The organism is Marinomonas sp. FW-1 (assembly GCF_005222245.1).
GTDB classification, from domain to species: domain Bacteria; phylum Pseudomonadota; class Gammaproteobacteria; order Pseudomonadales; family Marinomonadaceae; genus Marinomonas; species Marinomonas alcarazii.
The window spans coordinates 1,292,232-1,318,980 of the sequence record NZ_CP025987.1 but is presented as its reverse complement, the minus strand read 5'-3'; the positions used below and the strand labels follow the sequence as shown (position 1 = coordinate 1,318,980).

Here is a 26,749-nt window from a genome sequence, read left to right as displayed (position 1 = left end):
ACTCTTTCATTAATCCGAGTTAGAAAGTAATGTTGCTAAAGACATAGAAGAACGTGTCTTCGTCCAAGTTATTGTGGTAGCTAACCAAAGCGTTTCCATCCAAGCGCGCTTCTAAACCCAACCCCATCGTGGCAGTCGAATAGCCACCTAGTGACATTTTGTAAGATAGCCAACTATTGACAAACTCGTAGTTCCTTCCGTTTAACTCTTTCCCATACCAATAGTAGCCATTAATAAACAACTTATCCGTTAATGGCTGACTCGAAAATAATGACATCATTATCGGTGAGGTAGAGTCCAACAGTTTACTATTGTCCGTTTGCGTATCTTGATAAGCATAAGTGAACCGAGTCATTCCGCCTGAGCGTGAACGCCAATCCAGTTCAAGCTCCAAACCATTAATACTGACATCTTCCGTCACACCCTCTTCAATGGCTGAATCTGACCCTGCATTAGAAAAGTATTTTCTGCTTAATACCATATCTTGAACCGAATCATGGTAAAGCTTTACATCCATCGACAACCCCTGATCAAGCCAATAATGATAATAGCCTATTTCGTACGAGGTGATTTTCTCTTCCCTCTCTCCTTGATCAGCGTATGTCGTGTAAGAGCTTTCTCCAGTCGACAATACGTAATGCCATTTAAAATATTGATCAGACAAATCGGGCGTTCTCACCGCGTTCGAAGCGTTGAATCGAAAGGACTCATTTTCTGACAATTTGTAGGTGGCTCCCAGCTTAGGCGATAAGAATGTCCCACCCATTTGGCTACGCTCAAGCATGGCCCCAGTATTCAAAACCCAGCGCTCACCTGCTCTATATTCTAAATTTGAAGATGCTCGCAGCACTTCATCGCTGACAGCGCCCGAAAAGTAGTGTTCAGAATCGGCTTCATCCAAGCGATAACCTAATGCGGAGATCACTTTTAGGTTTTCTCTCGCGGCCCAGGTGCTTTGCACTTCCAGATCCTGACGGGTTTCCACTAGGTCCACGTCATACGATCGATAAACATCCCCGCTACTAGTACCACCAAAAAACACACTATAAAAAGAGCTGGTTAATCTGGCATCGTGATGCTCACTTTGTTCAGCCTGATCATAGTAATACTGGAATTTTAATTCATGATCGGACGAGACTTGCTTAGTGTAACTGAGCTTGATGTGCTCACGATTCGCCTCACGTACCGGATCATTAATATCATAAGAACCTTCCGCATACTCTTCAGGATCCATATTAGCTTTGACACGATTTGCCCCTACATCTATGTCAAAGAAACTAGTGGATGTTTCTTTTTGAATGAAAACATTCCCCATGACAGTTCCATGCCCATCATGTCGATCATTACCATCCTTATCTGTATCAAATCCACTTACATTACTGGTCGAAGCTGATGCTCGGTAGCTCCAATCACCATTCAAGCCACTGTGTTGACCATATAAGCGGTAATCACCTCGTGATCCTGAATAAGCAGAAACACTGCTTCCCAATGTTTCCAAAGGAGAGCGTGTAATGATGTTCACTACAGCGAAATATGAGTTAATACCATAACTCGCCGCATTAGGACCTCGGTTGACCTCCACACGCGAAACATCTTCAATATTAAGAGGTAAAGTTGCCCACTCAACTCGAGCCTTGCCAGCACTATAGACAGAACGTCCATTTACCAACACCTGAATGCGGCGATATTCTTCTAGCTGAGTACCATGGTACGACACAATTTTCTGACTGGATGCTTTATAAGGAAACACCGCAAACCCTGGGACAAATTGCAGTAAATCTTCAACATACTGCATATTTAGGCGTCGAATAAACTCACCATCCAGCACCGACAAGGTAGAGGAAACATCGACTCTTGGCTGCGCTATTTTAGATGGGGTAACGACCACTGGAATACTATCAAAAAAATCATCAAATGAGCTCAACTCTGTCCCAGTTAAAGATGACATATCATCCAACTCAGCCCATGCTATTGAACTCAATGACAGGGATAAAACAACACAACACCAACGCATCATAATGACTTTAACCTATACTCATCAGCCAAATAGGTGCCTAAAACGCGTACATCTTCAGAGAAAAAACTCAGCTCCTCAAGCGCCGCTTGCATAGCAGCAGATTGAAAATGCGCCTCTACATCGACATAAAACTGTGTCGCCGTGAAGTTGCCATTCACCATGTAGCTTTCTAGCTTCAACATGTTAATACCCTGAGTCGCAAAGCCACCCATTGCTTTATACAAAGCCGCAGGAATATTGCGCACCCGAAACATAAAAGACGTTATATAAGTTTGGCCTTCTTCCATAACTGGCATTTTTTGCTGGCGGGCAAAGACTAAGAAGCGAGTCGTGTTGCCAACAGAATCATTAAAGTGGTTTTTTAGTACCTTTAGACCATAAAGCTCTGCCGCAAGCTCAGACGATATAACGGCTAATCCGGGCTCTTCAAACTCAGCTATGTGCTTGGCCGCGCCTGCGGTATCGTACATAGCCTGATTTTTTGCTCCTAACGCCTTTATATTACTATCACACTGGGCCAAGGCTTGAGGGTGGCTGCCTATGCGAGTAATTTGATCGATCGTCATAGAATGAGGCGCAATCAAACAGTGGTTTACGGGTTCAAAATGTTCTTTCACAACATACAGCTGAGTGCGTTTTAACTCTCGGTAAATTTCCTCGACTCGCCCAGCCGTAGAATTTTCCACCGGAATCATCGCGTAATATGCATCCCCTTTTTCAACCATATTTAAGGCATCAACAAAGGTGGCGCAATGAACGCTATTCCAATCGGGAAAAGTGTGTTTACACGCTAAATGAGAATAAGCTCCAGGCTCGCCTTGGTAAGCGACGACCTTCATTGCATCTAAAGTAAGATGTTGATCTGGCATAGTGAATTCTTTTCTGTGGTATATTTCGAATACAGTATCAAATAGGCGTCATTATTTACATAGAAATGACATTGAAGACTCAGAAAACAGATAATACACCATGAAAAAAATACTTATTGTGCTGGTAAAAGGCTATCAGTTTTTAATCAGTCCATTGCTAGGAAATAACTGCCGATTTTACCCAAGCTGTTCTCAATATATGATTCAAGCCATTGAGCAATATGGTGTGTTTAAAGGAATGTATCTTGGAATAAAAAGACTGTCTAAATGTCATCCATGGCACGAAGGCGGTATTGATCCGGTACCTTCGCCTTGCGAATGCAAAACCAACACAAAAAAAAACGACAACCCTTAACTCAAGGCCGTCGTCATTTGTAGTTTTAAGTCACTTGCAACCAATACCGCTTGCGTTCTGTTATTAATTTCAAGCTTGCGGAATATGGCGGTAATGTGCGCTTTAACCGTTGCCTCCGAAATGGACAACTCATAGGCAATTTGCTTATTCAACAACCCTTCATGCAAATAACACAACACCTTGTATTGCTGAGGAGTCAATTCAGCGACTTTATTTTGCATTGATAAATCAGGTTTAGGTTGATTAGCCACAGCCTGCTTAAGATCATCGGGTAACCAAATATCACCCGCTAAAATAGCATGGATCGCTTGTACATAAGTGGCTGGCTCACTGGTTTTGGGGATAAAACCCAGCGCGCCAGAGTCTATGACTTTTGCAACCATTTCACTGTCTTCACTGCCTGAAATCACAGCTACTGGTACATCTGGAAAGTCTTTACGAATTCGAATCAACCCATAAAGCTCACCACTGCCCGGCATATTTAAATCCAGTAAAAGCAAATCAAGGTCATCAAGATCGCTTAAACATTGTAGCGTCGAATCTAAGTCAAAAGATTCGACAATAACAATACCCTGAATCTCTGCTCGTAATGCACCACTGAGTGCACTACGAAACAAAGGATGATCATCCGCGATAACAAGTGAAATCACAGTTTATCCTTTTAAATATGTAAACGATTACACATTTAAACGGTTTTCGATTAAATCATCAACCACACTTGGATCAGCTAATGTACTTGTGTCTCCCAATTGATCATGTTCGTTAGCAGCAATCTTCCGCAAAATACGACGCATAATCTTACCTGAACGCGTTTTTGGCAGACCTTTGCTTGCCCACTGAATCAGATCAGGCGTCGCAATTGGACCAATTTCTTGGCGAACAAACTGTTTTAATGCCTTAGTGAGGTCTTCATCTGGCGTGACACCAGCAACCGCACTCACGTAAACATAGATACCTTGTCCCTTAATATCGTGCGGATACCCAACAATGGCAGCTTCAGCCACTGAAGGATGCGCCACCAAAGCACTCTCGATTTCTGCAGTACCAAGACGGTGACCAGATACGTTTAAGACATCATCCATTCGACCGGTGATCCAATAGTGGCCATCTTCGTCACGCATCGCCCCATCACCAGTGAAATACATACCTTCAAACGTGCTGAAATAAGTTTGTTCAAAACGCTCATGATCACCATACACTGTACGAGCTTGACCCGGCCAAGAATCGGTTATAACCAATCCACCTTCCACTTGAACGCCCTGAGCATTTTGTACGACGCCTTGAGCATCCACCAATGCAGGCTGAACGCCAAACAACGGTCCAGTACAGGATCCAGGTTTCACATCACCTTGAACAATTCGTGGTGTCATCATCATGCCACCAGTTTCGGTTTGCCACCAAGTGTCTACGATAGGACAAGCAGAGTTACCAATTTCAGTGTAATACCAAGACCACGCTTCTGGGTTAATTGGTTCACCAACACTGCCCAATATACGCAAAGAATCACGCTTACTGGTACGTGTTGCTTCATCCCCTTTTGCCATCAAGGCACGAATTGCCGTTGGCGCAGTGTACAAAAGAGTGACATCAAATTTGTCTACTACTCGACCAATTCGGCCTGAATCTGGGTAGGTTGGAACACCTTCAAACAAGATACTCGTAGCACCATTGGCAAGCGGGCCGTATACCATGTAGCTGTGTCCGGTAATCCAGCCAACATCAGCCGCACACCAGTAAACATCATCAGGCTTAAGATCAAAAACCAATTCGTGGGTCAATGATGCATACACTAAATAACCGCCAGTTGTATGAACAACCCCTTTCGGTTTACCTGTCGATCCAGAGGTGTACAAAATAAACAATGGATCTTCAGCATTCATTGGTTCTGCTGGGCACTCAGTGCTTTCATTCGCTACTTCAGCGGCCCAATCCACATCACGACCATCAACCCAAGGCACATCTTTGTTGGTATAGCGATAGACAACAACAGACTCAACTGATGGACAAGCATTCTTATCCAGTGCCATATCCACATTGTGTTTAAGTGGAATCGTATTTCCAGCACGACGACCTTCGTCGGCAGTAATGACAAGCTTCACTTCACAATCATTTAGGCGGTCGGCAATTGCATTAGCGGAGAAACCGCCAAAAATAACAGAATGGATTGCCCCAATTCGGGCACACGCCAACATGCTGTAGACGGCTTGAGGAATCATTGGCATGTAAATCGCTACTCGGTCACCTTTTTTAACGCCTTTGCGCTTCAAAAGATTGGCTAAGCGGCCTACTTCATCATGCAGTGTCTGATAGGTAATCGCGACTTTGTCATCGCTTTCTTTGTCGCCTTCACAGTAATAAGCAACTTTGTTTGCAGAGGTGGCCAAATGGCGATCGATACAGTTATACGCGACGTTTAATTCGCCATCTTCAAACCATTTAATATTAACCTGACCACGCTTAAATGAGGTGTTTTTAACTTTGCTATAAGGTGTAAACCAATCTAAGCGTTTACCGGCTTCCCCCCAAAATTTATCTGGGTTTTCAATCGATTCTTGATAGCGTTTTTCAAACTCTGCTTGACTCACATTGGCATTTTTTGCCGCCTCACTTGAGGTTGCGCTATATAATGACTTCATAACCCGCTCCATTGTTAAATTTGTTATTCGGATGCAGAACTACTATAACCAGACAAGCAGTACGATCTATTCCACTTTAGTCTTATTGAGACTTTATCATGTACGCGCTTTGCAGCCTGTCTAAGAAAAGCGTCCTGCTTTTACAAAAAATGGCAGACGTATTTCCTGCTTTTTAGTTGGTTTAGACCAAGCTTCTCGAATAATAGGAGACGCTTCTAGCAGAAAATCGTCCCCATGCTCTTGAATACGTAGCTGAGAAGCAGACCACGTTCGAATAAAGTCTATAGTCTGCGTTACTGACCAATGGCAATTTAGCTCAAATGCTGGCACATCAATCAATTCAAATGGAAACTCAATACTTCGATATTGCTCCCATAACAAGCGACTTTCCGCTGGCCAGTAATCCTGAAGATGCGGTAAGACGGCTTCCGCAATAGCTCGATCTTCGGCCTCTCCGATTTGCAACCAGTTATAACCCCAGCAAACAAACATGCCACCAGGCTTCAAGACTCGTCGAAGTTCAGACCAAAAAGACGCTAAATCAAACCAATGCAATGCATGAGCCACACACACCACATCAAAATAATCATCTGGATAAAGGGTCTTCTCAGCAGGAAACACCTGATAATTTACTTTACGGTGTGGCGTTGCTGCAGTGATTTGAGACTCACTAATATCCGATGCTTCCACACGGTCAAAATACGCAGCAAGATCAACCGATGCCTGACCGGTCCCACAAGCACAGTCCCATACAACACTTGATGGAGACACTTGCTGAGAAAGCCAATAATAAAGCTCGGCCGGATACATTGGTCGAGTTCGAGAATAACTAATCGAAGACTGTCCATCAAAAGTACGCATAGAAACCTCTAACCCCAACTGTGCTTTCACCTTAATAACATCCTTAAAGGCTGCAACCTATCCTGTGTCAATATCCTGATACTAACGAGCTAGTACCCCGTACTCTTCAAGCACTTGCCGAGCTTGTTTAATTCCTTTAACTCGATGCGCCTTCATACCCAATGCACATGCCGCATCAATGTTAATCTGATTATCATCAATAAAGAGTATTTGTTCAGGTGCCACTTGCAGCTGATCAATCACATGATGATAAATCGCAGCATCCGGTTTCACAAACCCCACTTGATGAGAAGCGTAATAGCTATGAAATTTATCAGCTAATGCCATTTCATCCATCAGCCTTGGCCAATGTGCAGCGTTGGTGTTGGATAAAACCGCTCGATGATATTCCGGTTTAACCGCGTCTACTAACTCCAACGCCCCAGCAAACAAACCTTTTGGCCATGCTTTAAAGGACGCTTTAAACACATCTTTATCAATGGTGCTGCCCACTTCCGCTAATAAATCTTGTGCAAATTTATCAAAAGAAATCTTCCCCGAATCAAATGCTGCAACACTCGGTGATGATAACCACTTCAGCCATACATCAGACTCTTCACCCTCTGTATTCAGCATCCGATGCATTTCTGATACATCGCCGAGATCTACCAATACATTTCCTAAATCAAATAGTACAACACGAATAGTCGATTTTTGTTTCATTATTTCCCTTCCAGGTACATCGGCAATATTTCGCTCATTCAAAATCAAATAAGCAATAAAATAGCATGTTAACAGCGATGATTGCTCGACCTCATCATAAGCAATTTATTGCCGACAAAGAAACGTCAACAATAAGCAAAAAACAGCGCATATGAGTATAAAAAAGTAAAAATACTCGAGAGCATTAAAAATAGTCTTTCAATATCAACAACTTAAATATTTGGCATGATAATCGCAATCAATAAATCAACTAACCCCACCCATTAGGAGAAAAATAACATGAAATTGGGATTCGTTACTAAAGCCATTCTTTCTAGCGCAACCGCTGCGGCGATTGCACTTTCTGCAACCAATGTATCAGCAGCTGACGATCGCAACTATATATTAGCAACCGCATCAACAGGTGGTACCTATTACCCAGTTGGTGTTGCTATTGCTACATTAAGCAAAGTCAAACTAGAACCAAAATTTGGTTTATCTGTCTCTGCCATCAGCTCTGCAGGGTCAGGCGAAAACATCAAATTACTGCGTGAAAACCAAGCGCAATTTGCCATTCTACAAGGCCTTTACGGTGCATGGGCATGGGAAGGTGAAGGCCCATTTGAAAGCTCAGGCAAACAAACTGAATTGCGCTCTGTATCAATGCTATGGCAAAACGTTGAACACTTTGTACTAAAGTCAGATTTGGCTAAAACGGGTACAGTGGCTGACCTAAAAGACATTGAAAATACCAACCACAAATTCTCAATTGGAACAAAAAACTCTGGTACTGAAGGCTCTGGCCGCCAACAGCTAAAAGGCCTAAACATTGATCCAGATAAGTTTGCTCTCGCTTACATGGGATATGGTGCCAGCGCTGACGCCATGCAAAATGGCAACATTGATGGTATGAACACGCCAGCAGGTGTACCTGTTAGTGCCGTGACACGCCTTTACGCATCAATGGGTGACAAAGTAAAAGTATTGGACTTCACTGATGAACAAATCAAACAAGCCAATGGCAATTATGAGCTATGGACTCGTTATGTTATTCCTGCAAACACTTACCCAGGTCAAACAAAAGACATCAACACCGTAGCGCAACCTAATTTCCTTGCGACACGTGCCGATTTGTCTGAAGACGATGTTTATGAGCTAACTAAGTCCCTATATGAAAACTTGGGGTATTTAAGTGCCATTCACAAAGCAACCGCTGTAATGTCTATTGAAAAAGCCATTGCTGGTCTGCCTGTGCCATTACACCCAGGCGCAGCTCGTTACTACCGTGAACGCGGTATTAACATTCCTGCTCGTCTGATTGCGAATTAATAACCTACTCGCAATAGATTGTCGCGCCGTACTAAGTACGGCGCACTTTACCTCTCTTTGCTTAATTTGTTTCTGTACGTATCTAAGGTAGCCTGTCTATGACTGCTTCATCTCAACCAACCGATTCTCAAGAAATTAATCTTGAAGATTTCGAAACAAAACATCGCTCTGGACTCTGGTTAAACCGACTTGTTTTTACCATTTCCATTTTTCTCGCTGTGGCTCATATTTACATCAACACCATCGCTACTTTGCCTGAATTGTGGGTCTCCGCTTTTCACTTCGCAGGCTTTGGTGCGCTATGCGCTTTACTGATTCCAGCACACCCAAAATGGCAAGACAGTAAAATAGCAATGTTTTTTGATGGGGCGATCGTGCTTGCGCTGATTGGAATGGTGTTATACATCATCTTTTTCGAAGACGCCCTTTACGCAAGAGGGGTGACATTCAATACATCAGATTGGATCGTTTCTAGCATTGCCGTGCTACTGTCATTGGAGCTCATTCGCCGAACCAGCGGCTGGTTTATTCCTTTCTTAATTCTTATTGCCTTAAGCTATGTTGTGTTGTGGGGAAGCTGGCTGGGCGGCATGTTTAACTTCCCAGGTCTTAGCCTAGAAACACTGCTGTATCGTAGTTTTTTTAGTACCGATGGCATGTTCGGCTCTATTTCCCGTATTTCATGGAGCTTTGTCTTCATGTTTATTTTATTCGGCGCTTTTTTAGTAAAATCAGGTGCCGGTGATTTCATCATCGATTTATCCCGATCCCTTGCCAGCAAGATGATTGGCGGGCCAGGATTTGTTGCTGTACTTGGCTCTGGTCTCATGGGCTCTGTTTCTGGCTCTTCTGTGGCCAACACGGTTTCGACGGGGGTTATTACCATCCCTCTGATGCGCAAAGCAGGGTTTCCAGCACGCTTTGCCGCAGGCGTTGAAGCCGCAGCGTCTACTGGTGGACAGCTAATGCCACCTGTCATGGGAGCTGGTGCCTTTATTATGGCGTCTTACACCCAAGTATCTTACGTCACCATCATCGGTGTCGCTGCTATTCCAGCCTTACTGTATTTTCTTTCTGTTGGTTTCTTTGTTCGTGTAGAAGCGAAACGTAGCAAAGTAATTTCGACTGAAAGTGATGACGCGGTAAAAGTGTCGCAAGTATTAAAAAGCGGTTGGCATCATATTGTTCCTTTAACCGTTCTGGTTACTCTGTTAGTACAAGGTTTTACGCCAACTTACGCTGCGGGTATCAGCATACTTGCTGTCATTGCAGCGTCTTTTTTGTCTAGCAAACATCGCATGGGGCCTGCAGAAATACTCGATGCTATGGCGCAAGGCGCAAAAAACATGTCAACAACAGCCGTTCTTCTTGTTGGCATTGGTTTAGTGGTAAACGTCATAAGTACAACAGGGATAGGTAATACTTTCTCGTTATTAATTACCAACTGGGCTAGTGGCAGCTTGTTTTACACCATAATTTTGGTGGCCATTGCATCGCTTATTTTGGGAATGGGATTACCCGTTACAGCGGCCTACATTGTTTTAGGAACACTGTCTGCACCTGCGTTATTTAACCTGATCGCTGAAAGTCAGTTACTAGATATGATGGTTTCTGGAAGCTTGCCAGAAGCGGCCAATGCCGTCTTTATGCTGGTCGATCCTTCTGCGATTACGGCGCTGGCACAAGGCATGCCGATGGATCAAGCACAGTCCTTGTTGGCTCAAGTGCCAAATGACTTTAAAGGCATGTTAATGGATCAGGCGTTGGGCGCTGAGAGCGTTGCGATGATTCTGGTAACAGCCCATATGATTATCTTCTGGTTATCACAAGATAGTAATGTGACGCCTCCTGTGTGTTTAACCGCTTTTGCCGCGGCTGCGATCGCGAAAACACCACCAATGCGAACGGGTATGACGGCATGGAAACTGGCAAAAGGTCTGTATATTGTGCCGTTATTAATGGCCTACACACCCCTTATTGGTGGCGATTCTGAAACACTATTGCGTCTCACTTTCTTTGCTATTTTTGGTATGTATGCATTGGTAGGTGCAATGGAAGGTTATCTAGAAGACAAACTAGCCATAGTGCCACGCGCTTTGCTATTAGCCGCTTCTTTAATGATGCTATGGCCAAACTTAGATCTATGGATTCAATTCATCGGCTTGGTCGTGTTCTTATGTATCTTTATGGTTGGCAACAAGTCCTACAAAAAGAGCCTATAAATCAACCTCTAAGATAAAAAGTTGAGCAATAAAAAAGGAGCATTTTCATCAAAATGCTCCTTTTTTTATATGCTCATTTCAGACCGTTAAGCGGTGCAGAAAAACGCTTTTCAAACCTTCATTCTTCAGACTCTGAACTAGAACCCGCTTTTGCATCGGTTTTGCCTGCCATCATACTAATCCAAGTAGCAACATTAGCATTGTATTCGCTGCGCGTATTCTCGGGTATTGATTGCATTGTTGGAATACTTGCTGTCATTGGATTGACTGGTCGACCTCTTACATGCAGCTCATAGTGCAGATGCGCTCCCGTGGTTCGCCCAGTATTCCCAGACAAGGCAACAACTTGACCACGTTTCACTTTCTGGCCTTTTTTCACTAGAATTTTACTCAAGTGAAGATAACGTGAGCCATAAGGGCCGGTATAGTCGATCACAACATATTTACCAGCGTATTTATGTGATGCCACGCGAGTCACAATACCATCACCTGTAGCCAACACTTCGGTTCCTGAAGGTGTTGCCAAATCAACCCCATTATGAGGCGCTGGGTGCCCTGTTATTGGGTGTAAGCGATTAGCATTAAAAGGCGAACTAATTCGATAGTGTTTGCGTGTCGGCCAACGCAATAACGCAGGCGTTAAACTGTTACCTGCCTCGTCATAGAAACGACCATCGGAATGTAAAAAAGCACGGTATGTTTCACCCTTAACGGTAATTTCTATCGCTTCTAATTGATCCTCACCTACTTTTACACCATCTATGCTGCCTTTTTTAACAACAAAGTTGAATTCGTCGTTAGCCCTTAGGTCCTTACGGAAGTTAACTCGACCTTTAAGCACATCTTGAATAATCAAAATATTGGCATCAGAAAGACCGGCTTTTTTGGCAGACAAGTAAAAGTTACTGACCACTTTACTGTGGACGGTTTCCTGTTTGTAAGTGATGGGCTTGATATGTTCATCATAACTAAAACCACCGTTTTCGTGCCGAACATATGACACACTTTTACTTATATCAAGGCGACGGGTTAACTCTACTAACTCACCTTCTTCATTCAGTTTAAAAGTAAACTTATCATTAGGAAGCAATGGCTCAAGAACAAGATATTCTTGGTCAGCCTCCAGTACGGAATACAAAGACTCACGGGACAACCCCAGACGCGCAAAAATACCCGCCAGCGTATCGCCCGGCTTTATAACGTATTTAATAGAAGGAAGAGGTGCAGTCACTTCCTCTACTTGCTGTAAAGGGTCAGTGGTAACGAAAGAGTCGTAATCTTTGTCTTCATCAGTGTCTTCATCTGACTTTGCATTAGCAGTAGAAGGCTTAACGGACGTCTTAGTGTTACCACTAGGTAATTGGTACTCTTTAGGATTCTCTGTTGATGATACAAGCGATTTATAAACAAACAGCAGAACGATGAAAACGACGAAAATAATGGATAACCAAGCACGCGGCCCAGATAAAGCCCAGCGTGAAAGGCGTGTTATAAACTGCATAAATAAAAAAACTCATTAAACAAAAAATGGCTCTCACAGAACCTGACTATGCACCACCACTTGGGCCGCACACATTCTCAATTAGGACAAGAACTGAGCCACACTTTGTCTCATGTGCCTCCCCCTCGCCACTGTTGGAGTGCAAATAATCACAGTCCATACCTTTTTCACCTAGGGTTTTACACAACCCATACGAAAAAGACATTGAAGCTATTTTTTTTCGGGCAAGAATACGGCATTTTGAGTTTCAAAGAAATACTTAACAATTTGAAATGCGCATCTATATTGATTCTTTTATGAACAATAGACAGCGACCAAGAATCACCTCGTTTTATGCACTTTTTCAATATAAAAAGATTGGACGACCTTCTCGTCTCTCCGTACTATTAAAGCCCTCTCAAATTCATTTAGTAAATCGGATAATATGCAATATTCATCCTTGTCTTTTCCCTGCTTCCAACGACATTCTTTTGATCGCTGCGACAATCAACTCGCTGCTGGGTCGGCAAAGCTTGTGGAAGAAGTCCCTCTGGCCATTAGTATCAATGACATTACTCATGCCGTCATGATGGTTACCCCCAATCAATTAGACGCCTTTGTCATTGGTTTTGCGCGGAGCGAAGGCATTATTGAGCACATTAGCGATGTACGAGATTTGGAAGTAGAGACTACAAAAATACCGCCCAATATTGACAGCATCGCCATTAACTTAACCCTTAGTTCTCGCCGATTTGCCAATTTCAAACAAAAGAAACACGCTCACCTTGGTGCAACAGGATGCGGCTTGTGTGGTGTCGAATCGCTTCCTCAAGCGATCCCTACGCTAGCAACATTACCACCAAGCGAGCCGATAGCTGAGTCAACTTTATTGTCGCTAAAATCACGTTTGGCTGATTATCAAACCCTTGGAAAACAAACGGGGGCTGTGCATGCGGCGTTATTGGTTTCTCCTAACGGAGACCCTATTATCTGCATGGAAGACATAGGCAGACACAATGCACTCGACAAGGTGATTGGCTACGCTCTGCAACAAGATATCAACTTACATAACTACAGCGTTTTAATGACGAGCAGATGCAGTACGGAATTAGTACAAAAGGCCGTTCGAGTTGGTCTTTCTAGACTTATCCATCTCGCTTCACCCAGCACATTAGCCGTAACACTTGCGGAACATTATGGGCTAACGCTGATTCATTTACCTAAACAAGACTCACCACGAATATTTACATCTTCAACCCCGTAAAAGGAAAAAAACTTGAGTAAAAAAGCTGATTTTTATTCGCCATATAAAGGACCGGCGGGTGGCTGGGGTGCGTTACAAAGCACTACAAAACATTGGTTAAAAAGCAAAAATGCGGTTCGAAACATTCACTCATTATTAAAAACCAACCAACCCCATGGCTTTGATTGTCCAGGCTGTGCTTGGGGTGAAAAGCATGATCCTGCCAAAATCCGTTTTTGTGAAAACGGCGCGAAAGCCGTTAACTGGGAAGCCACATCACGAAAAGTCGATGCCGCTTTTATGGCAGAACACAGTGTAAGCTGGCTGAACACACAAAGTGATTACTTCCTTGAATACCAAGGTCGACTCACTGAACCTATGCGCTATAACCGCGAAACCGATCACTACGAAGCCATCTCTTGGGAACAAGCCTACCAACAAATCGGCGACACGCTAAAAAAACAAGCGGACCCAAATAATGTTGCTTTCTATACATCGGGGCGCGCCAGCAATGAAGCCGCATTCTTATACCAACTCTTTGCACGGGCTTATGGCACAAACAACTTCCCTGACTGTTCGAACATGTGTCACGAAGCCAGTGGTTATGCATTATCCAGCAGTATTGGTAGTGGTAAAGGCACGGTTGATATAGGCGATTTTGAACATACTGATGCCGTCTTTGTTTTCGGGCAAAATCCAGGCACAAACCACCCACGCATGCTAGAAACCCTAAAAGAAGTGGTCCAGCGTGGTGCCCAACTATTCAGCTTCAACACTCTTCAAGAGCGTGGTTTAGAGCGTTTCCAGAACCCTCAAAGCCCGATCGAAATGCTGACCAATGGTTCTAAACCAACCAATACTGGCTACTTTTGTCCGAAAATTGGTGGTGATATGGCGGTGGTTCGCGGGATAGTCAAAGTCCTCATTGACATGGAAGAAGCGGCCCAACGAAAAGGCGAAGCGGTTTTTGATCATGACTTTATCAAAGAACACACCCAAGGTTTAGATGACTACCTTGAGCAAGTAAAACAAACGCCTTGGCAAGAGATTATCGATCAGTCTGGCTTAAGCAAAGCCGACATAACCCAAGCCGCTAACGTCTACGCCAAAGCAAATAGCGTGATTATTACCTGGGCAATGGGAATAACTCAGCATCATCATTCGGTTGCCACTATCCACGAAATGGTCAACCTAATGGCGCTGCGGGGGAATTTGGGCAAACCTGGTGCTGGCGTTTGCCCTGTTCGTGGCCACAGCAATGTTCAAGGCGATAGAACGATGGGCATTAATGAATGCCCTTCAGAGGAATTTCTAAACGCTTTAGAAACACACTTTCAATTTACACCGCCCAAAAAGCATGGCTTCGCAGTTGTCGATACGATTCGCGCGATGCGGGATGGCAAAGTCAGTGTGTTCATCGCGCTCGGTGGCAACTTCGCGGCCGCAACACCTGATACCAAAGCCACTGAGCATGCCTTACAGCAATGCGAGCTCACAGTACAAATCAGTACTAAGCTTAACCGCTCTCACCTGATTACAGGCAAAGAAGCCATCATACTGCCTTGCCTTGGCCGAACGGATATTGATCATCAGGCTAAAGGACAGCAAAAAATCACTGTAGAAGATTCATTCAGCATGATTCATGCCTCTGGCGGTGTATTAGAGCCATTAAGTAAAGAGCAAAAATCTGAGCCTGCTATCATTGCAGGGATGGCCGCAGCAACACTAGGCAATTTCCCTATTGATTGGCATGAAGCGGTTAGCGATTACAATATCATTCGTGAACACATTGCGGCTGTGGTGCCAGGATTCAAAGACTTTAACCAACGTATTTTAGAAGATGGTGGTTTCTATCTAGGCAACAGTGCACGTGAAAGAAAATGGGAAACACCAGCCGGCAAAGCCATTTGTCATACTCACACACTGCCTGCTTCTATTTTGCCTAAGCGTGCTCACGATTTACTTTCTGACAGAACACTGGTCATGCAAACTCTCCGTTCTCATGACCAGTACAACACCACTATTTATGGTATGAACGATAGATATCGTGGTATCAAAGGCGAACGTAAAGTGGTGTTTATCAATCCTGCGGATATACAACGCCTAGGATTTGAAGAAGGCCAAAGTGTCACCCTACGATCCCTATGGGATGATGGCGTCATTCGCCAAGTAAGCGGTTTCAAGTTGGTGCCTTACAGCATTCCTGCTGGCAACATAGCGACCTATTACCCAGAAACGAATCCGCTAGTGCCGCTAGACAGCCTAGGGGAATTCAGTAATACACCAACTTCAAAAAGTATTGCCATAGAACTAGAAGCATTCGAAGAAGAAAGCAACGGTATCGCGGTTGCCACCGTTTAACCCTCTCTTTAAGTAATACTCTCTTTATGTGGTCATTAAAAAGGGGCGGATCTCAATGAGATATCCGCCCCTTTTTTGCTCTTACTATTTATCAAAACGATCAATGGCGCCACATTACCGGAAAGAAAAGCACCAGCACAGTAAAGTATTCAAGACGACCTAAGATCATGGCAAAACTCATCAGCCAAGTACCTGCGTCGCTTAATGGTGAAAAGTTACTGCCCAGCTCAGCAAAGCCTGGCCCAAGCACATTCAAACAAGCTGCGGTTGCACTCAAAGACGCCATAAAACTCATGCCTGTCATCATCAGCAAAACCGTAAACAAAATCGTTATCATGGCGACAATACACATGAATCCCATCACAGAATGTCGTACATCAGCCGCAATCGTTCGCCCCTGAAACTTCATCGCGAAGACCCCATTAGGATGCACTAAGCGCTTTATCTCCAAGCCAATCGATTTGACCGAAATGATGTTGCGGATCACTTTATTACCACCCGCCGTCGACCCTGCACAACCGCCAATGTAACCAACAAAAATCAAAATAATAGACGTCACGGCCGGCCAAGCGCCAAAATCTGTTGCCGCATAACCAGTACTGGTAATAAACGAAATGACATGGAAAAACGACTGTGTAACAGCCACCCAAAGCCCCTCTTCTGACTCTGTCTGAAACAAAAACAAAGCCAATAACAAAGCGATAAAACCAATGATTTTTAAGAAACCTCGCGTCTCTTCATCTTGCCAATAAAGCTTAATGCTACGAGCAATATAAATACGATAATGCAAGGCGAAATTCACCGCCCCCAACACCATAAAAAGGTTACAGATCCACAAAATTAATGGGCTATTAAAATACCCCATACTGGCATCATGAGTAGAAAAACCGCCCGTAGAAACCGTCGTAAAACTGTGGCCTATCGCATCAAACGCAGACATTCCAGCAAAGTAATAACTCAGCGCACACAACACGGTGATCGCTAAGTACACCATCCATAAATAATGTGTGGTACTGGAAACTCGGGGGGAAAGCTTTTCGTCTTTAATTGGCCCTGGAGTCTCGGCTTTTAATAAGCGCATACCACCAATGTTTAACATTGGCAGAATAGCCACAACAAAAATAACCACCCCAAGACCACCCATCCATTGTAAAAACTGGCGGTACATCAAAAAAGTGGGCGGCATGTCATCGAGCCCCGACAAAACGGTTGCCCCTGTGGTTGTTAAAGCACTGATCGACTCGAACACACCGTCAGTAAAAGAAATGTGAGTAATCGAGATAATAGGAATTGCCCCCAGAACCCCAACAGTGAACCAAGTTAATGTCGCGAATAACATAGCTTCGCGAGTATTAACCGAAGGCAATGCGTATTTTCGAAAACCCAATAATATGACCAAAGAAAGTATAAAGATAACCACAGCAGGTATTGCGAATGCGCGGCCGACACCATCTTTAAAAAACATGAAAGACAATTCACCAAACACAAACTGCACAACACTCATCCACAAGCATGGCATTGTCAGCATACGCAGCACTAATAAAGGGCGAATCATATATAGTCGCCTCTCCCATCAATTAATCAGAAGCAGATTCTAAACGTTTACCTTGCGCAAACACAGCCATTCAAAAAAAGCTATTTTGTAAACAATGTGGACGAACTAAGCACCATGTGCTTTATTATATAAAAATAATAACTAAGCCTTGATTCAAAAAGGAATGAAAATGAGCCAAATACCACTGATTGACATATTTCACCTAAGCGCAATGGCCATCACCGTAGGCTGCTTTTTATTTATTAGTGCAAAACGTGTTATCGAACTTTGCTCTAACACCAATATAGAGAAATCATAATAAAAAACCGAGCCAATAAGGCTCGGTCTATAATTTGCCGAAAATCTCAAAGTTTAGCATTTACCCATGGCTTAACATTTTGGCTCTAATATCATCTGGAATCGCTTTGGCTTTAAGGCTGCCATCAAGAGTATGACAAGCCCACACTCGCTTTTCCGTACATTCAATCGCTAAATCACCCTCATTAAAAAGCCGATGGCGAATACCAAAACTGGCACGGCCAATCTCAGTAAACTCACTCTTAATGATAACCTTATCACCATACTTAGAAGGTTTAAAAAATTGCGAGCGAGTATCAACCATTGGAAAGCCAACAGCCTTTAATTCATCACGAATGTACCTAAGCGAAAAGCCCATTGCCTCAAATAAAGCCCCTGTTGAGGCATCAAAATAAGCAAAATAACGCGGATAAAAGACAATATCAGCGGGGTCACAGTCGCCCCACTCAATTTGCACTTGGCGCTCATTATGAAACATAACGCAGTTCCTTATAAACTGATAACCAAATCAGAAAGGGGCTCTTGGTACAAAAGCTCAATTTGATCTTCTCGATGGTTTTGTACTGCACGCTGATTCAATGAACCTTTATCCGTTACTTCGTGTGCATCAATACTTGGTGGCGCAGCTTGCAACAAAATTCGTTGCACAACCGTAGAGCTGCCTGTGCTGTTTTTAGCGAACTCGACCAACTTTTGCTTAAACGCCTCTCGAACAGCGGAATGGGCAATAATTTGCTCGTTAGTTTCCACCGAGTCATGTGGCAGAATGGCCTTACAATGGGCCCAATCGGGAAAGACCAGAGCACTGATATAACCGCGGTTTGTGCCACACAACACCACATCCTGCACAAATGGGGCAAATGAACTGATCAGCTTAGCCCGCAGCGTTCCCGCACTCACCCAAGTACCACTGTCCAATTTGAAGTCCTCAGATACTCGACCATCAAAACGGAAACCACGCTGGGGCTCATTCTCATCCAGATACGCAAATGCGTCACCTAGACAGTAATAGCCTTCTTCATCAAACGCTTTTGCCGTCAACTCAGGCTGACGCCAATAACCCGGCATCACGGTTTCCGCCTTAACACGCGCTTCTAACTTACCTTCGTTTGGAACCAGCTTAATCGACACACCAGGGGCAGGAACGCCAATAACACCAGAAGTGGACTCTTCTACAGAAGCAAACGTCGCTGACGGTGCCGTTTCGGTACACCCTAATCCTGTGACCATGGGTATTTTTTTGCCCGTATATTGAATCGCCAAGGCATCCAAATCATCCCAAATATGTTGGGCTAAGCCTGCCGCAGCAAAGAAAGTAAACTGCAAGCGCGCAAAAAACTTCTCAGCCAAATCCTGATCGGCTTTTAGACTTTTCACCAAAAGCTCAAACCCTTTTGGCACATTGAAATAGACGGTTGGAGAAATCTCTGCAAGATTCTGCAAGGTTTTATCGAATAACTTCTCGGTTGGCTTACCATCGTCTAAGTACAAACTTCCGCCGTTGTACAAAGCAATACCGATATTATGATTACCACCAAAAGTATGGTTCCAAGGAAGCCAATCCACCATGATAGGTGGCTGATCTTTAAAGAACTGCATAACTTGATGAATCATCACTTGGTTAGCGCAAATCATACGTTGAGTATTGATCACACCTTTTGGCATCCCTGTTGTGCCAGAGGTAAACAGCACTTTAGCAATGGTATCGCCATTCACCTGAGCATTCTTTTCATCGATTAAATGGGATTCAGGAAAGTCCCAAAAAGAGTCAAACGATAAAGTAGGATTAGAAATTTTCTGCGGTGTGATATCGCCTTTTATGACAGCAACTGGCGTCTCTACCTCTTTGCAAACGGCTTGAATGGCATTTTCATAAGGAGCAAGCTCATCCACCACAATCAAACCCGGCGTCAAAATATCAAAAATATGTTGTAGCTTACCGTAATCAGTCGCAACCAGAGAGTAAGCTGGTGACACTGGTGCATGAGCAATTCCTACATACATGCCCGCCAGCGCAAGCATCAAGTGCTCAACACTATTACCACATAGAAATACGATAGGACGATCAACAGAAACAGGTTGAGTCAGTAACCAAGAGGCAAGTTTGCGCACTCGAGTTACCGCTTGAGCGTAAGTTACTTTCTGCCATTCGCCGTGCTCATCACGCTGTGCCACAAACATCTGATCTGGTGTTTTATCAGCCCAGTATTCAAGCTTATCAGTCCAGCAACGAGCGTACTCATCAAGCGCTTTTTGGCTATTGATGATTTGCACTCCACCTTCACGATTTTCAATGTCGATCGGATGCGCCACAACCTTAATTGGATGAAATTCACCGTTCATTTTTTGCTCCCGCTCTCATCTTTTGCCCTTTAAGGCTTTTGATTATTTTTATGTCTTGAGTATTAGGGAGTGGTTTAGTAACCACTGCCGAATTGTTATTTTTATCTCGACTTCAGACCCAAACGGCCTGTTTCAAAATTTGTACTTGCTAAGACCTAAACCAGCATTTTCAACAACCTTTAGCGCCGCCAATGCACAAGGCAAACGATAAGCTCCATAAAATGCGGCTAGCGCCTTAATATTCTGCATATAAGGCTCATCAACCATCTCTTGTTTTTGCTGATAAGCCAGCACATTAAATATCTGCCATGTGCAACATAGAATGCCCATAGCCTCCAAGAAAGGCACAGATACTGCCAGTAATCCGTCATGATCGGCATTCAGATTCAGCAAGTGTGAGTCCAGCAATGACGTCACTTTAGTAACCACCAGCTGCGTTTCTGTCGCCATAGAGGCAAACTCATCATCCGCTTCAAAAGGCTGAATCAACTGAGTTATTTCTGCTAATAACTCAGTGACTGTGCGACCTTGGTCACCACGTACTTTTCTAAACATTAAGTCACGGGCCTGAATGCCTGTCGTGCCTTCATAAATCGTCGTGACTCGGGCATCGCGCATAATTTGCGCAACACCGGTTTCTTCTACGAACCCCATGCCACCAAAAACCTGAACCACTTGGCCTGCCATCACATTGGCACGTTCTGTTGCAAAGGCTTTAAAAATCGGTGTCAGCAAAGCGACTCGATCTTTTTTCGATGAATCATGGGCCGCCTCAGTGGCATCAATTTGAGCTGCAATTTGATAGCCCAAAGCACGCAGTGCAAAGGTTTCCGAACGCATTTCTAGCAACATGCGTTTCACATCGGCATGCTCAACAATGGCCACCTTTTCGCCTTCACTATTAGCGCCTTGAGTTCGTTCTTGGGCATACTCTAATGCCCGTTGATAACCCAATTCCCCCAGAGCCACGCCTTGTAAGCCGCAACTTAAGCGAGCCTCATTCATCAAGACAAACATAGCTTGTAAGCCTTGATTTAATTCCCCTACCAATTCACCAATACAATCGTCTTGGTCGCCGTAGCTAATGGAACAAGTTGGGCTACCATGAAGTCCCATTTTGTGTTCCATTCCAGTACAACGAACATCATTGAATTCGCCAAGTGCACCGTCGTCGCCAACACGATACTTAGGCACGATAAATAACGAAATGCCGCGGCTACCCGCCGGTGCATCTGGTGTTCTAGCCAGAACTAAATGCGCAATGTTGTCGGTAAGATCATGATCACCATAGGTAATGAAAATCTTCTGACCTTTAATCTTATAAGTATTGTCAGCTTGTGGTATCGCCTTGGTGTTTAGAGCACCAAGATCTGAACCCGCATTAGGCTCTGTCAGAGCCATCGCCACGGTCCAATCACCGCTAACAATGTTTGGTAAATAACGCTCTTGGATCGATTTATTCGCAAAGTTCAATAGGATCTCTGAACCACCTTGCGCGAGAGCTTGAAACATCACAAAGGCCAAATTCGCCGACAACCACATTTCATTAACCGGCTGCGCTATGTACTTTGGCAGACCTTGGCCACCAAACGCTTCCGGCAACGCCAAACCAATCCAACCTGATTCGGCAAATTGCTGATAAGCATCTCGCCAACCATCTGGCGTTATTACCTTTCCGTCTTCAAAGCGACAGCCTTGAACATCGCCCACCGCATTCAGTGGTGCAAGCACACCTGTGGCAAATTTCGCCGCTTCTTCCATCACCGCATTGGCCAGCTCGGGATCAAAACCATCCAATGATTCGCAAGCATCCAAGCCTTGCTGCTGATAGGCTTGTGCCACCAGCAGCTGCATGTCTTTGTAAGGCGCTTGATAAGTCATCATCGACTCCGAGTTACTTCGCTGCCATACGAATCGCACCATCAAGACGAATCACTTCGCCATTGAGCATGCCGTTCTCGATAATATGTTGAGCCAAAGACGCATACTCATCAGGCTCACCAAGGCGCGGTGGAAATGGCACAGATTCACCCAAGGACTTTTGCACTTCTTCCGGCAACACATCCATCATTGGTGTTTTGAATAAGCCTGGGGCAATGGTCATCACGCGAATACCGAAACGGGCTAATTCACGAGCAATCGGCAAAGTCATAGCGCACACACCGCCTTTGGACGCCGCATACCCTGCTTGGCCAATCTGACCATCAAACGCCGCAACAGACGCGGTATTAATAATCACTCCACGCTCTAAATTGGCTTCTTGTTCGTTGTGCTGCATTTTGTCGGCTACCAAACGAATCATGTTAAACGTGCCAATTAAGTTAACCGATACCGCACGCTGGAATGATGCCAAGCGATGCGGACCTTCACGCCCAACGACACGCTCTGCGCCGGGTATACCCGCACAGTTAACCAAGCCACTAATAGGACCAAAGGCGTCAACTGCTTTATCAATCGCATTCTGAACCGATACTTCATCTACGATATCCGTCACACAGCCTTGGACTCGTTCACCTAAGTCTGATTTGACGCGTGCTAAACCTTCTTCATTTACATCCGCTAGAGTGACTTTGGCACCCAGACCGTGCAGACGACGCGCAACCGCCTCGCCAATCCCCGAAGCCGAGCCTGTTACCACAAAATGTTTATCTTGGATTTGCATCTAAATACTCCTTACCTTGCTGTTATTTTTATTACCAAGGGCAGATTTACTCAGTCTTTTCCTTGTTATTTGATAAAAGAGTCTTGGCATTTGATTCACGCTGACGCATTAAATTTGCGAAACAGACGCAAGTACTTTTTATTTTAAGCACTAAATTTCAAGACTCATGCTATGCACGACTACAAGCAAAGCTCTTAGCTTTTTTTACGATTTAAAAACGCATCAATACGTGCTTTTACTTCCTCACTGGTTTGCGTAATACCGCAAATCAATGACTCGGTATACATACCTTCCTGTGCCGACATATTGCCGATACGGCTTAGTCCCGTGGTCATTGCCCAGTTGGAATATTTAGAGTTTTTGCTGATGCCTTTGGCGATTTCAAATGCTTTTGCCAAGGCCTCGCCATGACCAACAACATAGTGCGCTAGGCCGATGCGTAAACCTTCTTCAGCATCTACGTCGCGTCCTGTCAGCATCATTTCAGTCATACGGCTAACACCAATGACATTGGAGACATTGACAGATGCGCCACCGCCAACAAAAATCCCGTGTTTGCCTTCAGGTAAGCGGTAGAAAGTATTCTCTTCTGTAACACGCACATGAGCACAAATCCCCAACTCTAGGCCGCCACCAATAACCGCACCATGCATGGCCGCCACAACTGGAATGCCAGAATCACGGATATGACCAAATACGCGGTGCCACATATTAGAATGCTTCACTACTTCGAAAGGTTCACGCGCCTTGTGCTCTTGCAAATCCAGACCAGAACAAAATTCAGGACCATTGCCAGAAAGCACAATAACCTTCACTTCATCCGCTAAATTCAAAAACACATGCTCAATCTCAAGACATAAGCTGTCATTGATGGCATTTTTCTTTTCTGGGCGGTTAAGCTGTAAATGCGCCACACCGTTTTCTACGGAATAATTAATAAATTGATAAGTCATCTTGGATTACCTTTAGCCTTATAATTAGCGGTCTGAAACTTTGATTACTACGGCCATGCCGGTATCACCCGCCGCACAACCAGTGAACAATCCATAACCGCCACCATTGATAACCAATTCTTCAATAAGCTCAATAATGGCACGCATGCCAGTTGGCCCTTGTGGGTGGCCCCAAATCAAAGAACAGCCATAGTTGTTCATCGTCATCACATCTATGTCCATGGCTTTCGCCAAGGCTACATCGTTAACCGCAAACGGGTTGTGTGTTTTGATGGCTTTCACTTGTTTTATATCAACGCCTGCCACGGCAAGAGCGCGTTTCGCGGCCTCTATCGGTGCAGCTGGCATATAAGCCAAATCATCACGGGCTTGCCCAAAACCTAGCACTTCGATCTTGATTTCAGAACGCTTAGTCAGCTCAGCAACTTTTTCTGAATGACACAAAATAACGGAAGCATTGCCATCGGCAGGATGAGTCTGGTTACCAAAAGTAATCACGCCACCTTCCTGAATTGGCTTCAGTTTTTGCAAGCCTTCTAGGGTAGTTGGAAACACCCCTTCGTCGCCCGTAATGACTTTATCTTCTTTGGCGAAATTGGCTGTCGGTACAGATAAAGGCAATGTCATGTAGCGTTTCTGGAATGCCTGATCGTCTTGCAAAGCCGCTTGATATTGCTCATAGCGACGGAAAGTGACCGTGTCTAATTCTTCACGAGTGATATCGAAACGCTTAGCGACATTTTCACCCGTTTGCATCATCGAATGACCACCAACACAGTCGTTCATCATGTTGTAAGTTACTTGATCTTCTGACGCTCCTGCCGGGCCTTTCGCATTGGGATAATAGATATGTGGGCCGTTAGAACAGCGGTCCGCCGTCATCAACAAAGACACATTTGCCATACCACAGACAATTTCTGATGCGGCAGCAAACAAACCACGCGCACTGGTCGCACACACTTGGTTAACCGCATGGCCGGCGGTATTAACCGCACCAATGTCGTACAAAGGCCAAGGCGCACCATTGAAAGATTGATATTGATTCACCGTCATACCCAATACCCCAGAATCAAACACCTTGGGGTCAATATGGCGTTTCGCCAATTCAGCTTTCGCTACGTGCGCAGCAAACTTCATGGAATGTAAATGTTGTAATGAGCCCTGCCACTTTGTGAATGGCGTACTCCAATACGCACCGTAAGGAATTTCTACATTGTTGATCGACATAAGGTTTCTCGCTTATTTATTCTTGTTTTTTTACTGTTGGTTAGCCGTCGCCATGATGTCAGACAAACCACCCCATTGTTCAGCAAAGATAGCTTCCGGCATGGTTTTTAGATCGTCTGCAATAACAGGTCTAAACGCCATAGCACTCAATACATCTTTTTCTAAATCCAACCCCGGTGCGATTTCGGTGAGCACCATGCCTTCTTGACGCAGCTCTAAAACGCAACGCTCCGTGACAAACACCACAGGCTGATGGTTTTCACGCGCCACAGCCCCACTAAAGGTAATGTGATCTACCGACTCGACAAACTTCTGCACCTTGCCTTCTTCTAGCACGGTCATTTTGCCGTTTTCGAAGCTCAACTTAGCGCCATTCACCAAGGTGCCGCAGAACACCACTTTCTTGGCACTTTGAGAAATATTAATAAAACCGCCTGGGCCAACGACTTTAGGGCCAAACTTACTGACGTTTAAATTCCCTTCTTTATCTGCTTGCGCCAATCCCAAAAAGGCAATATCCAAACCGCCACCGTCATAAAAATCGAACTGCGCTTCATGCTCAATAATCGCATCCGCATTCCACGCCGCGCCAAAGTCACCGCCAGACGCGGGAATACCGCCGTAAGTGCCGAGCTCGGTCGTTAGAGTAAATAAATGGGAGACTTTTTCTTCTGCCGCAATGGCAGCAACCCCATCAGGCATACCAATGCCAAGGTTCACCATAGCGTTTGCTTTTAACTCCATCGCTGCACGACGAGCAATCACCTTTCGGTCACTAAAAGGCATTGGTGGCAACGCATTTAAAGGCACACGGGAATTACCCGCTAAACCTGGATTGTAGGTTGTTGTGATGGTTTGTTTGTGGTCTTCGGCAGGGGCGACAGTGACATAATCCACTAACACACCTGGCACTTTCACTTCTTTCGGATGAATGGAGTGGCGCTCAGCAATGTATTTCACTTGCGCAATAACGATACCACCGCTGTTTTTAGCCGCTTGTGCCATTGGCAAGATTTCCGCCAACATGGCTTCTTCTTCCACAGATAGATTGCCATCTTCATCAGCCGTAGTGGCACGAATCACGACAACATCGAGCGGAAATTTCTTATAGAGAAGCCACTCTTCGCCTTCAATATTGATGCGTTTAACCAGATCTTCCTTAGTTAATGACGTCACCTTACCACCACTTACTAAAGGATCGACATAGGTTCCCATACCAATCTTGGTGATCACGCCAGGTTTATTGCCTGCTATTTGACGCCACATAGTGGTCAATACACCTTGAGGAAGCAAATAGGCCTCAATGGCATTATCTGAAATCATTTGCGCCATTTTGGGTGCTTGGCCTGTGTGCCCAGAAATCAGGCGTTTCACTAAATTCGGGTAGGACATTCGGGACATGCCTGCGTCTTTACCGTTACCACAACCACAGTCATGGATTAACGTTAAAGCCTGTGGGTGGCCCGTTGCTATAAAGCGCTGCTCAACGGCTTTAGCGACAGCCTCAGCAAAATAAGACATACCCACTGTAGACCAGGCAACATTGGCACCATCAGGAATCAACTCAGCAGCTTGCGCTAAAGAAATAACCTTGCTCATTTTTACCCTCACATCTCTTTTATATTTATTTAGTTGGGCTTTAGTTCGTCGACTTTAAC

21 protein-coding genes are annotated in these 26,749 nt (G+C 44.5%); 6 read left to right on the top strand and 15 right to left on the bottom strand.

The annotated features are described in order from the left end of the window. Positions 1 to 19 precede the first annotated feature (19 nt). Together C1X04_RS06200 and C1X04_RS06195 are read right to left on the bottom strand one after the other, a co-directional pair. Positions 20 to 2,017 (bottom strand): TonB-dependent siderophore receptor, encoded by a 1,998-nt coding sequence (locus tag C1X04_RS06200; protein WP_254682346.1) that lies wholly within the window; start codon positions 2,015 to 2,017, stop codon positions 20 to 22. After that, positions 2,014 to 2,886: a prephenate dehydratase gene (locus C1X04_RS06195; protein ID WP_137169455.1), complete on the bottom strand. Its 873-nt coding sequence runs from the start codon at positions 2,884 to 2,886 to the stop codon at positions 2,014 to 2,016. The genes C1X04_RS06200 and C1X04_RS06195 overlap by 4 nt, the downstream gene beginning before the upstream one ends. A gap of 100 nt (positions 2,887 to 2,986) precedes the next feature. Here C1X04_RS06195 and yidD point away from each other — a divergent pair, with 100 nt between their 5' ends. Then, positions 2,987 to 3,241, top strand: a complete 255-nt coding sequence (yidD, locus tag C1X04_RS06190) for a membrane protein insertion efficiency factor YidD (protein WP_110571658.1) — start codon at positions 2,987 to 2,989, stop codon at positions 3,239 to 3,241. On the opposite strand, the gene C1X04_RS06185 is transcribed toward yidD, so the two are convergent. The 4 genes from C1X04_RS06185 to C1X04_RS06170 form a co-directional block, all read right to left on the bottom strand. Beyond that, a complete protein-coding gene (locus C1X04_RS06185; RefSeq protein WP_137169454.1) occupies positions 3,238 to 3,891 on the bottom strand; it encodes a response regulator transcription factor in 654 nt (217 codons plus the stop codon). The two genes, yidD and C1X04_RS06185, sit on opposite strands and share 4 nt — an antisense overlap. 27 nt (positions 3,892 to 3,918) lie before the next feature. Next, entirely contained in the window at positions 3,919 to 5,877 is a 1,959-nt protein-coding gene (gene acs / locus C1X04_RS06180) for an acetate--CoA ligase (RefSeq protein ID WP_110571656.1), read from the bottom strand. Positions 5,878 to 5,997: 120 nt separating this feature from the next. Continuing rightward, on the bottom strand, positions 5,998 to 6,768 hold the full coding sequence (locus tag C1X04_RS06175; RefSeq protein ID WP_245926909.1) for a class I SAM-dependent methyltransferase: 771 nt from the start codon (positions 6,766 to 6,768) through the stop codon (positions 5,998 to 6,000). Between the two features lie 51 nt (positions 6,769 to 6,819). Next, positions 6,820 to 7,440 carry an HAD family phosphatase gene (locus C1X04_RS06170; RefSeq protein WP_110571655.1) on the bottom strand — a complete coding sequence of 207 codons (621 nt, stop codon included), beginning with the start codon at positions 7,438 to 7,440 and terminating at the stop codon, positions 6,820 to 6,822. 279 nt (positions 7,441 to 7,719) lie between these two features. Here C1X04_RS06170 and C1X04_RS06165 point away from each other — a divergent pair, with 279 nt between their 5' ends. Both C1X04_RS06165 and C1X04_RS06160 read left to right on the top strand, forming a co-directional pair. Then, positions 7,720 to 8,748 (top strand): TAXI family TRAP transporter solute-binding subunit, encoded by a 1,029-nt coding sequence (locus C1X04_RS06165; RefSeq protein ID WP_110571654.1) that lies wholly within the window; start codon positions 7,720 to 7,722, stop codon positions 8,746 to 8,748. Between the two features lie 98 nt (positions 8,749 to 8,846). After that, positions 8,847 to 10,970 (top strand): TRAP transporter permease, encoded by a 2,124-nt coding sequence (locus C1X04_RS06160; RefSeq protein ID WP_137169453.1) that lies wholly within the window; start codon positions 8,847 to 8,849, stop codon positions 10,968 to 10,970. A gap of 118 nt (positions 10,971 to 11,088) precedes the next feature. Here C1X04_RS06160 and C1X04_RS06155 read toward each other — a convergent pair whose 3' ends face one another. Then, on the bottom strand, positions 11,089 to 12,471 hold the full coding sequence (locus C1X04_RS06155; RefSeq protein WP_137169452.1) for a peptidoglycan DD-metalloendopeptidase family protein: 1,383 nt from the start codon (positions 12,469 to 12,471) through the stop codon (positions 11,089 to 11,091). A gap of 424 nt (positions 12,472 to 12,895) precedes the next feature. Here C1X04_RS06155 and fdhD point away from each other — a divergent pair, with 424 nt between their 5' ends. Both fdhD and C1X04_RS06145 read left to right on the top strand, forming a co-directional pair. After that, positions 12,896 to 13,714, top strand: coding sequence for a formate dehydrogenase accessory sulfurtransferase FdhD (fdhD, locus tag C1X04_RS06150; RefSeq protein ID WP_137169451.1), 819 nt, complete (start codon positions 12,896 to 12,898; stop codon positions 13,712 to 13,714). Positions 13,715 to 13,726: 12 nt separating this feature from the next. Further along, positions 13,727 to 16,054: an FdhF/YdeP family oxidoreductase gene (locus C1X04_RS06145; protein ID WP_137169450.1), complete on the top strand. Its 2,328-nt coding sequence runs from the start codon at positions 13,727 to 13,729 to the stop codon at positions 16,052 to 16,054. A gap of 100 nt (positions 16,055 to 16,154) precedes the next feature. Here C1X04_RS06145 and C1X04_RS06140 read toward each other — a convergent pair whose 3' ends face one another. Further along, complete coding sequence (locus C1X04_RS06140) at positions 16,155 to 17,609, bottom strand: TrkH family potassium uptake protein (RefSeq protein ID WP_137169449.1); 1,455 nt, start codon at positions 17,607 to 17,609, stop codon at positions 16,155 to 16,157. 169 nt (positions 17,610 to 17,778) lie between these two features. Here C1X04_RS06140 and C1X04_RS18755 point away from each other — a divergent pair, with 169 nt between their 5' ends. After that, complete coding sequence (locus C1X04_RS18755) at positions 17,779 to 17,907, top strand: hypothetical protein (RefSeq protein ID WP_281270032.1); 129 nt, start codon at positions 17,779 to 17,781, stop codon at positions 17,905 to 17,907. A 60-nt stretch (positions 17,908 to 17,967) separates the two neighbouring features. Here C1X04_RS18755 and C1X04_RS06135 read toward each other — a convergent pair whose 3' ends face one another. The 7 genes from C1X04_RS06135 to C1X04_RS06105 form a co-directional block, all read right to left on the bottom strand. Beyond that, a complete protein-coding gene (locus C1X04_RS06135; RefSeq protein ID WP_110571648.1) occupies positions 17,968 to 18,384 on the bottom strand; it encodes a thioesterase family protein in 417 nt (138 codons plus the stop codon). A gap of 11 nt (positions 18,385 to 18,395) precedes the next feature. Next, on the bottom strand, positions 18,396 to 20,249 hold the full coding sequence (locus C1X04_RS06130; protein ID WP_137169448.1) for a feruloyl-CoA synthase: 1,854 nt from the start codon (positions 20,247 to 20,249) through the stop codon (positions 18,396 to 18,398). A 132-nt stretch (positions 20,250 to 20,381) separates the two neighbouring features. Beyond that, the gene (locus tag C1X04_RS06125) at positions 20,382 to 22,130 is read right to left on the bottom strand and encodes an acyl-CoA dehydrogenase (protein ID WP_217495001.1); all 1,749 of its coding nucleotides are present in this window, start codon (positions 22,128 to 22,130) and stop codon (positions 20,382 to 20,384) included. Positions 22,131 to 22,143: 13 nt separating this feature from the next. Beyond that, positions 22,144 to 22,911, bottom strand: coding sequence for a 3-hydroxyacyl-CoA dehydrogenase (locus C1X04_RS06120; protein ID WP_137169446.1), 768 nt, complete (start codon positions 22,909 to 22,911; stop codon positions 22,144 to 22,146). A gap of 194 nt (positions 22,912 to 23,105) precedes the next feature. Beyond that, positions 23,106 to 23,864, bottom strand: coding sequence for a crotonase/enoyl-CoA hydratase family protein (locus tag C1X04_RS06115; RefSeq protein WP_110571644.1), 759 nt, complete (start codon positions 23,862 to 23,864; stop codon positions 23,106 to 23,108). Between the two features lie 24 nt (positions 23,865 to 23,888). After that, positions 23,889 to 25,091 carry a thiolase family protein gene (locus C1X04_RS06110; protein ID WP_110571643.1) on the bottom strand — a complete coding sequence of 401 codons (1,203 nt, stop codon included), beginning with the start codon at positions 25,089 to 25,091 and terminating at the stop codon, positions 23,889 to 23,891. A 30-nt stretch (positions 25,092 to 25,121) separates the two neighbouring features. Continuing rightward, the gene (locus tag C1X04_RS06105; protein ID WP_137169445.1) at positions 25,122 to 26,690 is read right to left on the bottom strand and encodes an acyl CoA:acetate/3-ketoacid CoA transferase; all 1,569 of its coding nucleotides are present in this window, start codon (positions 26,688 to 26,690) and stop codon (positions 25,122 to 25,124) included. Positions 26,691 to 26,749: the final 59 nt, after the last annotated feature.

Excerpts from the sequence above, each read along its gene's own strand:
- C1X04_RS06200 (WP_254682346.1), bottom strand. The coding sequence starts at position 2,017 with ATGATGCGTTGGTGTTGTGTTGTTTTATCCCTGTCATTGAGTTCAATA.
- C1X04_RS06195 (WP_137169455.1), bottom strand. The coding sequence starts at position 2,886 with ATGCCAGATCAACATCTTACTTTAGATGCAATGAAGGTCGTCGCTTAC.
- yidD (WP_110571658.1), top strand. The coding sequence starts at position 2,987 with ATGAAAAAAATACTTATTGTGCTGGTAAAAGGCTATCAGTTTTTAATC.
- acs (WP_110571656.1), bottom strand. The coding sequence starts at position 5,877 with ATGAAGTCATTATATAGCGCAACCTCAAGTGAGGCGGCAAAAAATGCC.
- C1X04_RS06170 (WP_110571655.1), bottom strand. The coding sequence starts at position 7,440 with ATGAAACAAAAATCGACTATTCGTGTTGTACTATTTGATTTAGGAAAT.
- C1X04_RS06165 (WP_110571654.1), top strand. The coding sequence starts at position 7,720 with ATGAAATTGGGATTCGTTACTAAAGCCATTCTTTCTAGCGCAACCGCT.
- C1X04_RS06160 (WP_137169453.1), top strand. The coding sequence starts at position 8,847 with ATGACTGCTTCATCTCAACCAACCGATTCTCAAGAAATTAATCTTGAA.
- C1X04_RS06155 (WP_137169452.1), bottom strand. The coding sequence starts at position 12,471 with ATGCAGTTTATAACACGCCTTTCACGCTGGGCTTTATCTGGGCCGCGT.
- fdhD (WP_137169451.1), top strand. The coding sequence starts at position 12,896 with ATGCAATATTCATCCTTGTCTTTTCCCTGCTTCCAACGACATTCTTTT.
- C1X04_RS06140 (WP_137169449.1), bottom strand. The coding sequence starts at position 17,609 with ATGATTCGCCCTTTATTAGTGCTGCGTATGCTGACAATGCCATGCTTG.
- C1X04_RS18755 (WP_281270032.1), top strand. The coding sequence starts at position 17,779 with ATGAGCCAAATACCACTGATTGACATATTTCACCTAAGCGCAATGGCC.
- C1X04_RS06135 (WP_110571648.1), bottom strand. The coding sequence starts at position 18,384 with ATGTTTCATAATGAGCGCCAAGTGCAAATTGAGTGGGGCGACTGTGAC.
- C1X04_RS06130 (WP_137169448.1), bottom strand. The coding sequence starts at position 20,249 with ATGAACGGTGAATTTCATCCAATTAAGGTTGTGGCGCATCCGATCGAC.
- C1X04_RS06125 (WP_217495001.1), bottom strand. The coding sequence starts at position 22,130 with ATGACTTATCAAGCGCCTTACAAAGACATGCAGCTGCTGGTGGCACAA.
- C1X04_RS06120 (WP_137169446.1), bottom strand. The coding sequence starts at position 22,911 with ATGCAAATCCAAGATAAACATTTTGTGGTAACAGGCTCGGCTTCGGGG.
- C1X04_RS06115 (WP_110571644.1), bottom strand. The coding sequence starts at position 23,864 with ATGACTTATCAATTTATTAATTATTCCGTAGAAAACGGTGTGGCGCAT.
- C1X04_RS06110 (WP_110571643.1), bottom strand. The coding sequence starts at position 25,091 with ATGTCGATCAACAATGTAGAAATTCCTTACGGTGCGTATTGGAGTACG.
- C1X04_RS06105 (WP_137169445.1), bottom strand. The coding sequence starts at position 26,690 with ATGAGCAAGGTTATTTCTTTAGCGCAAGCTGCTGAGTTGATTCCTGAT.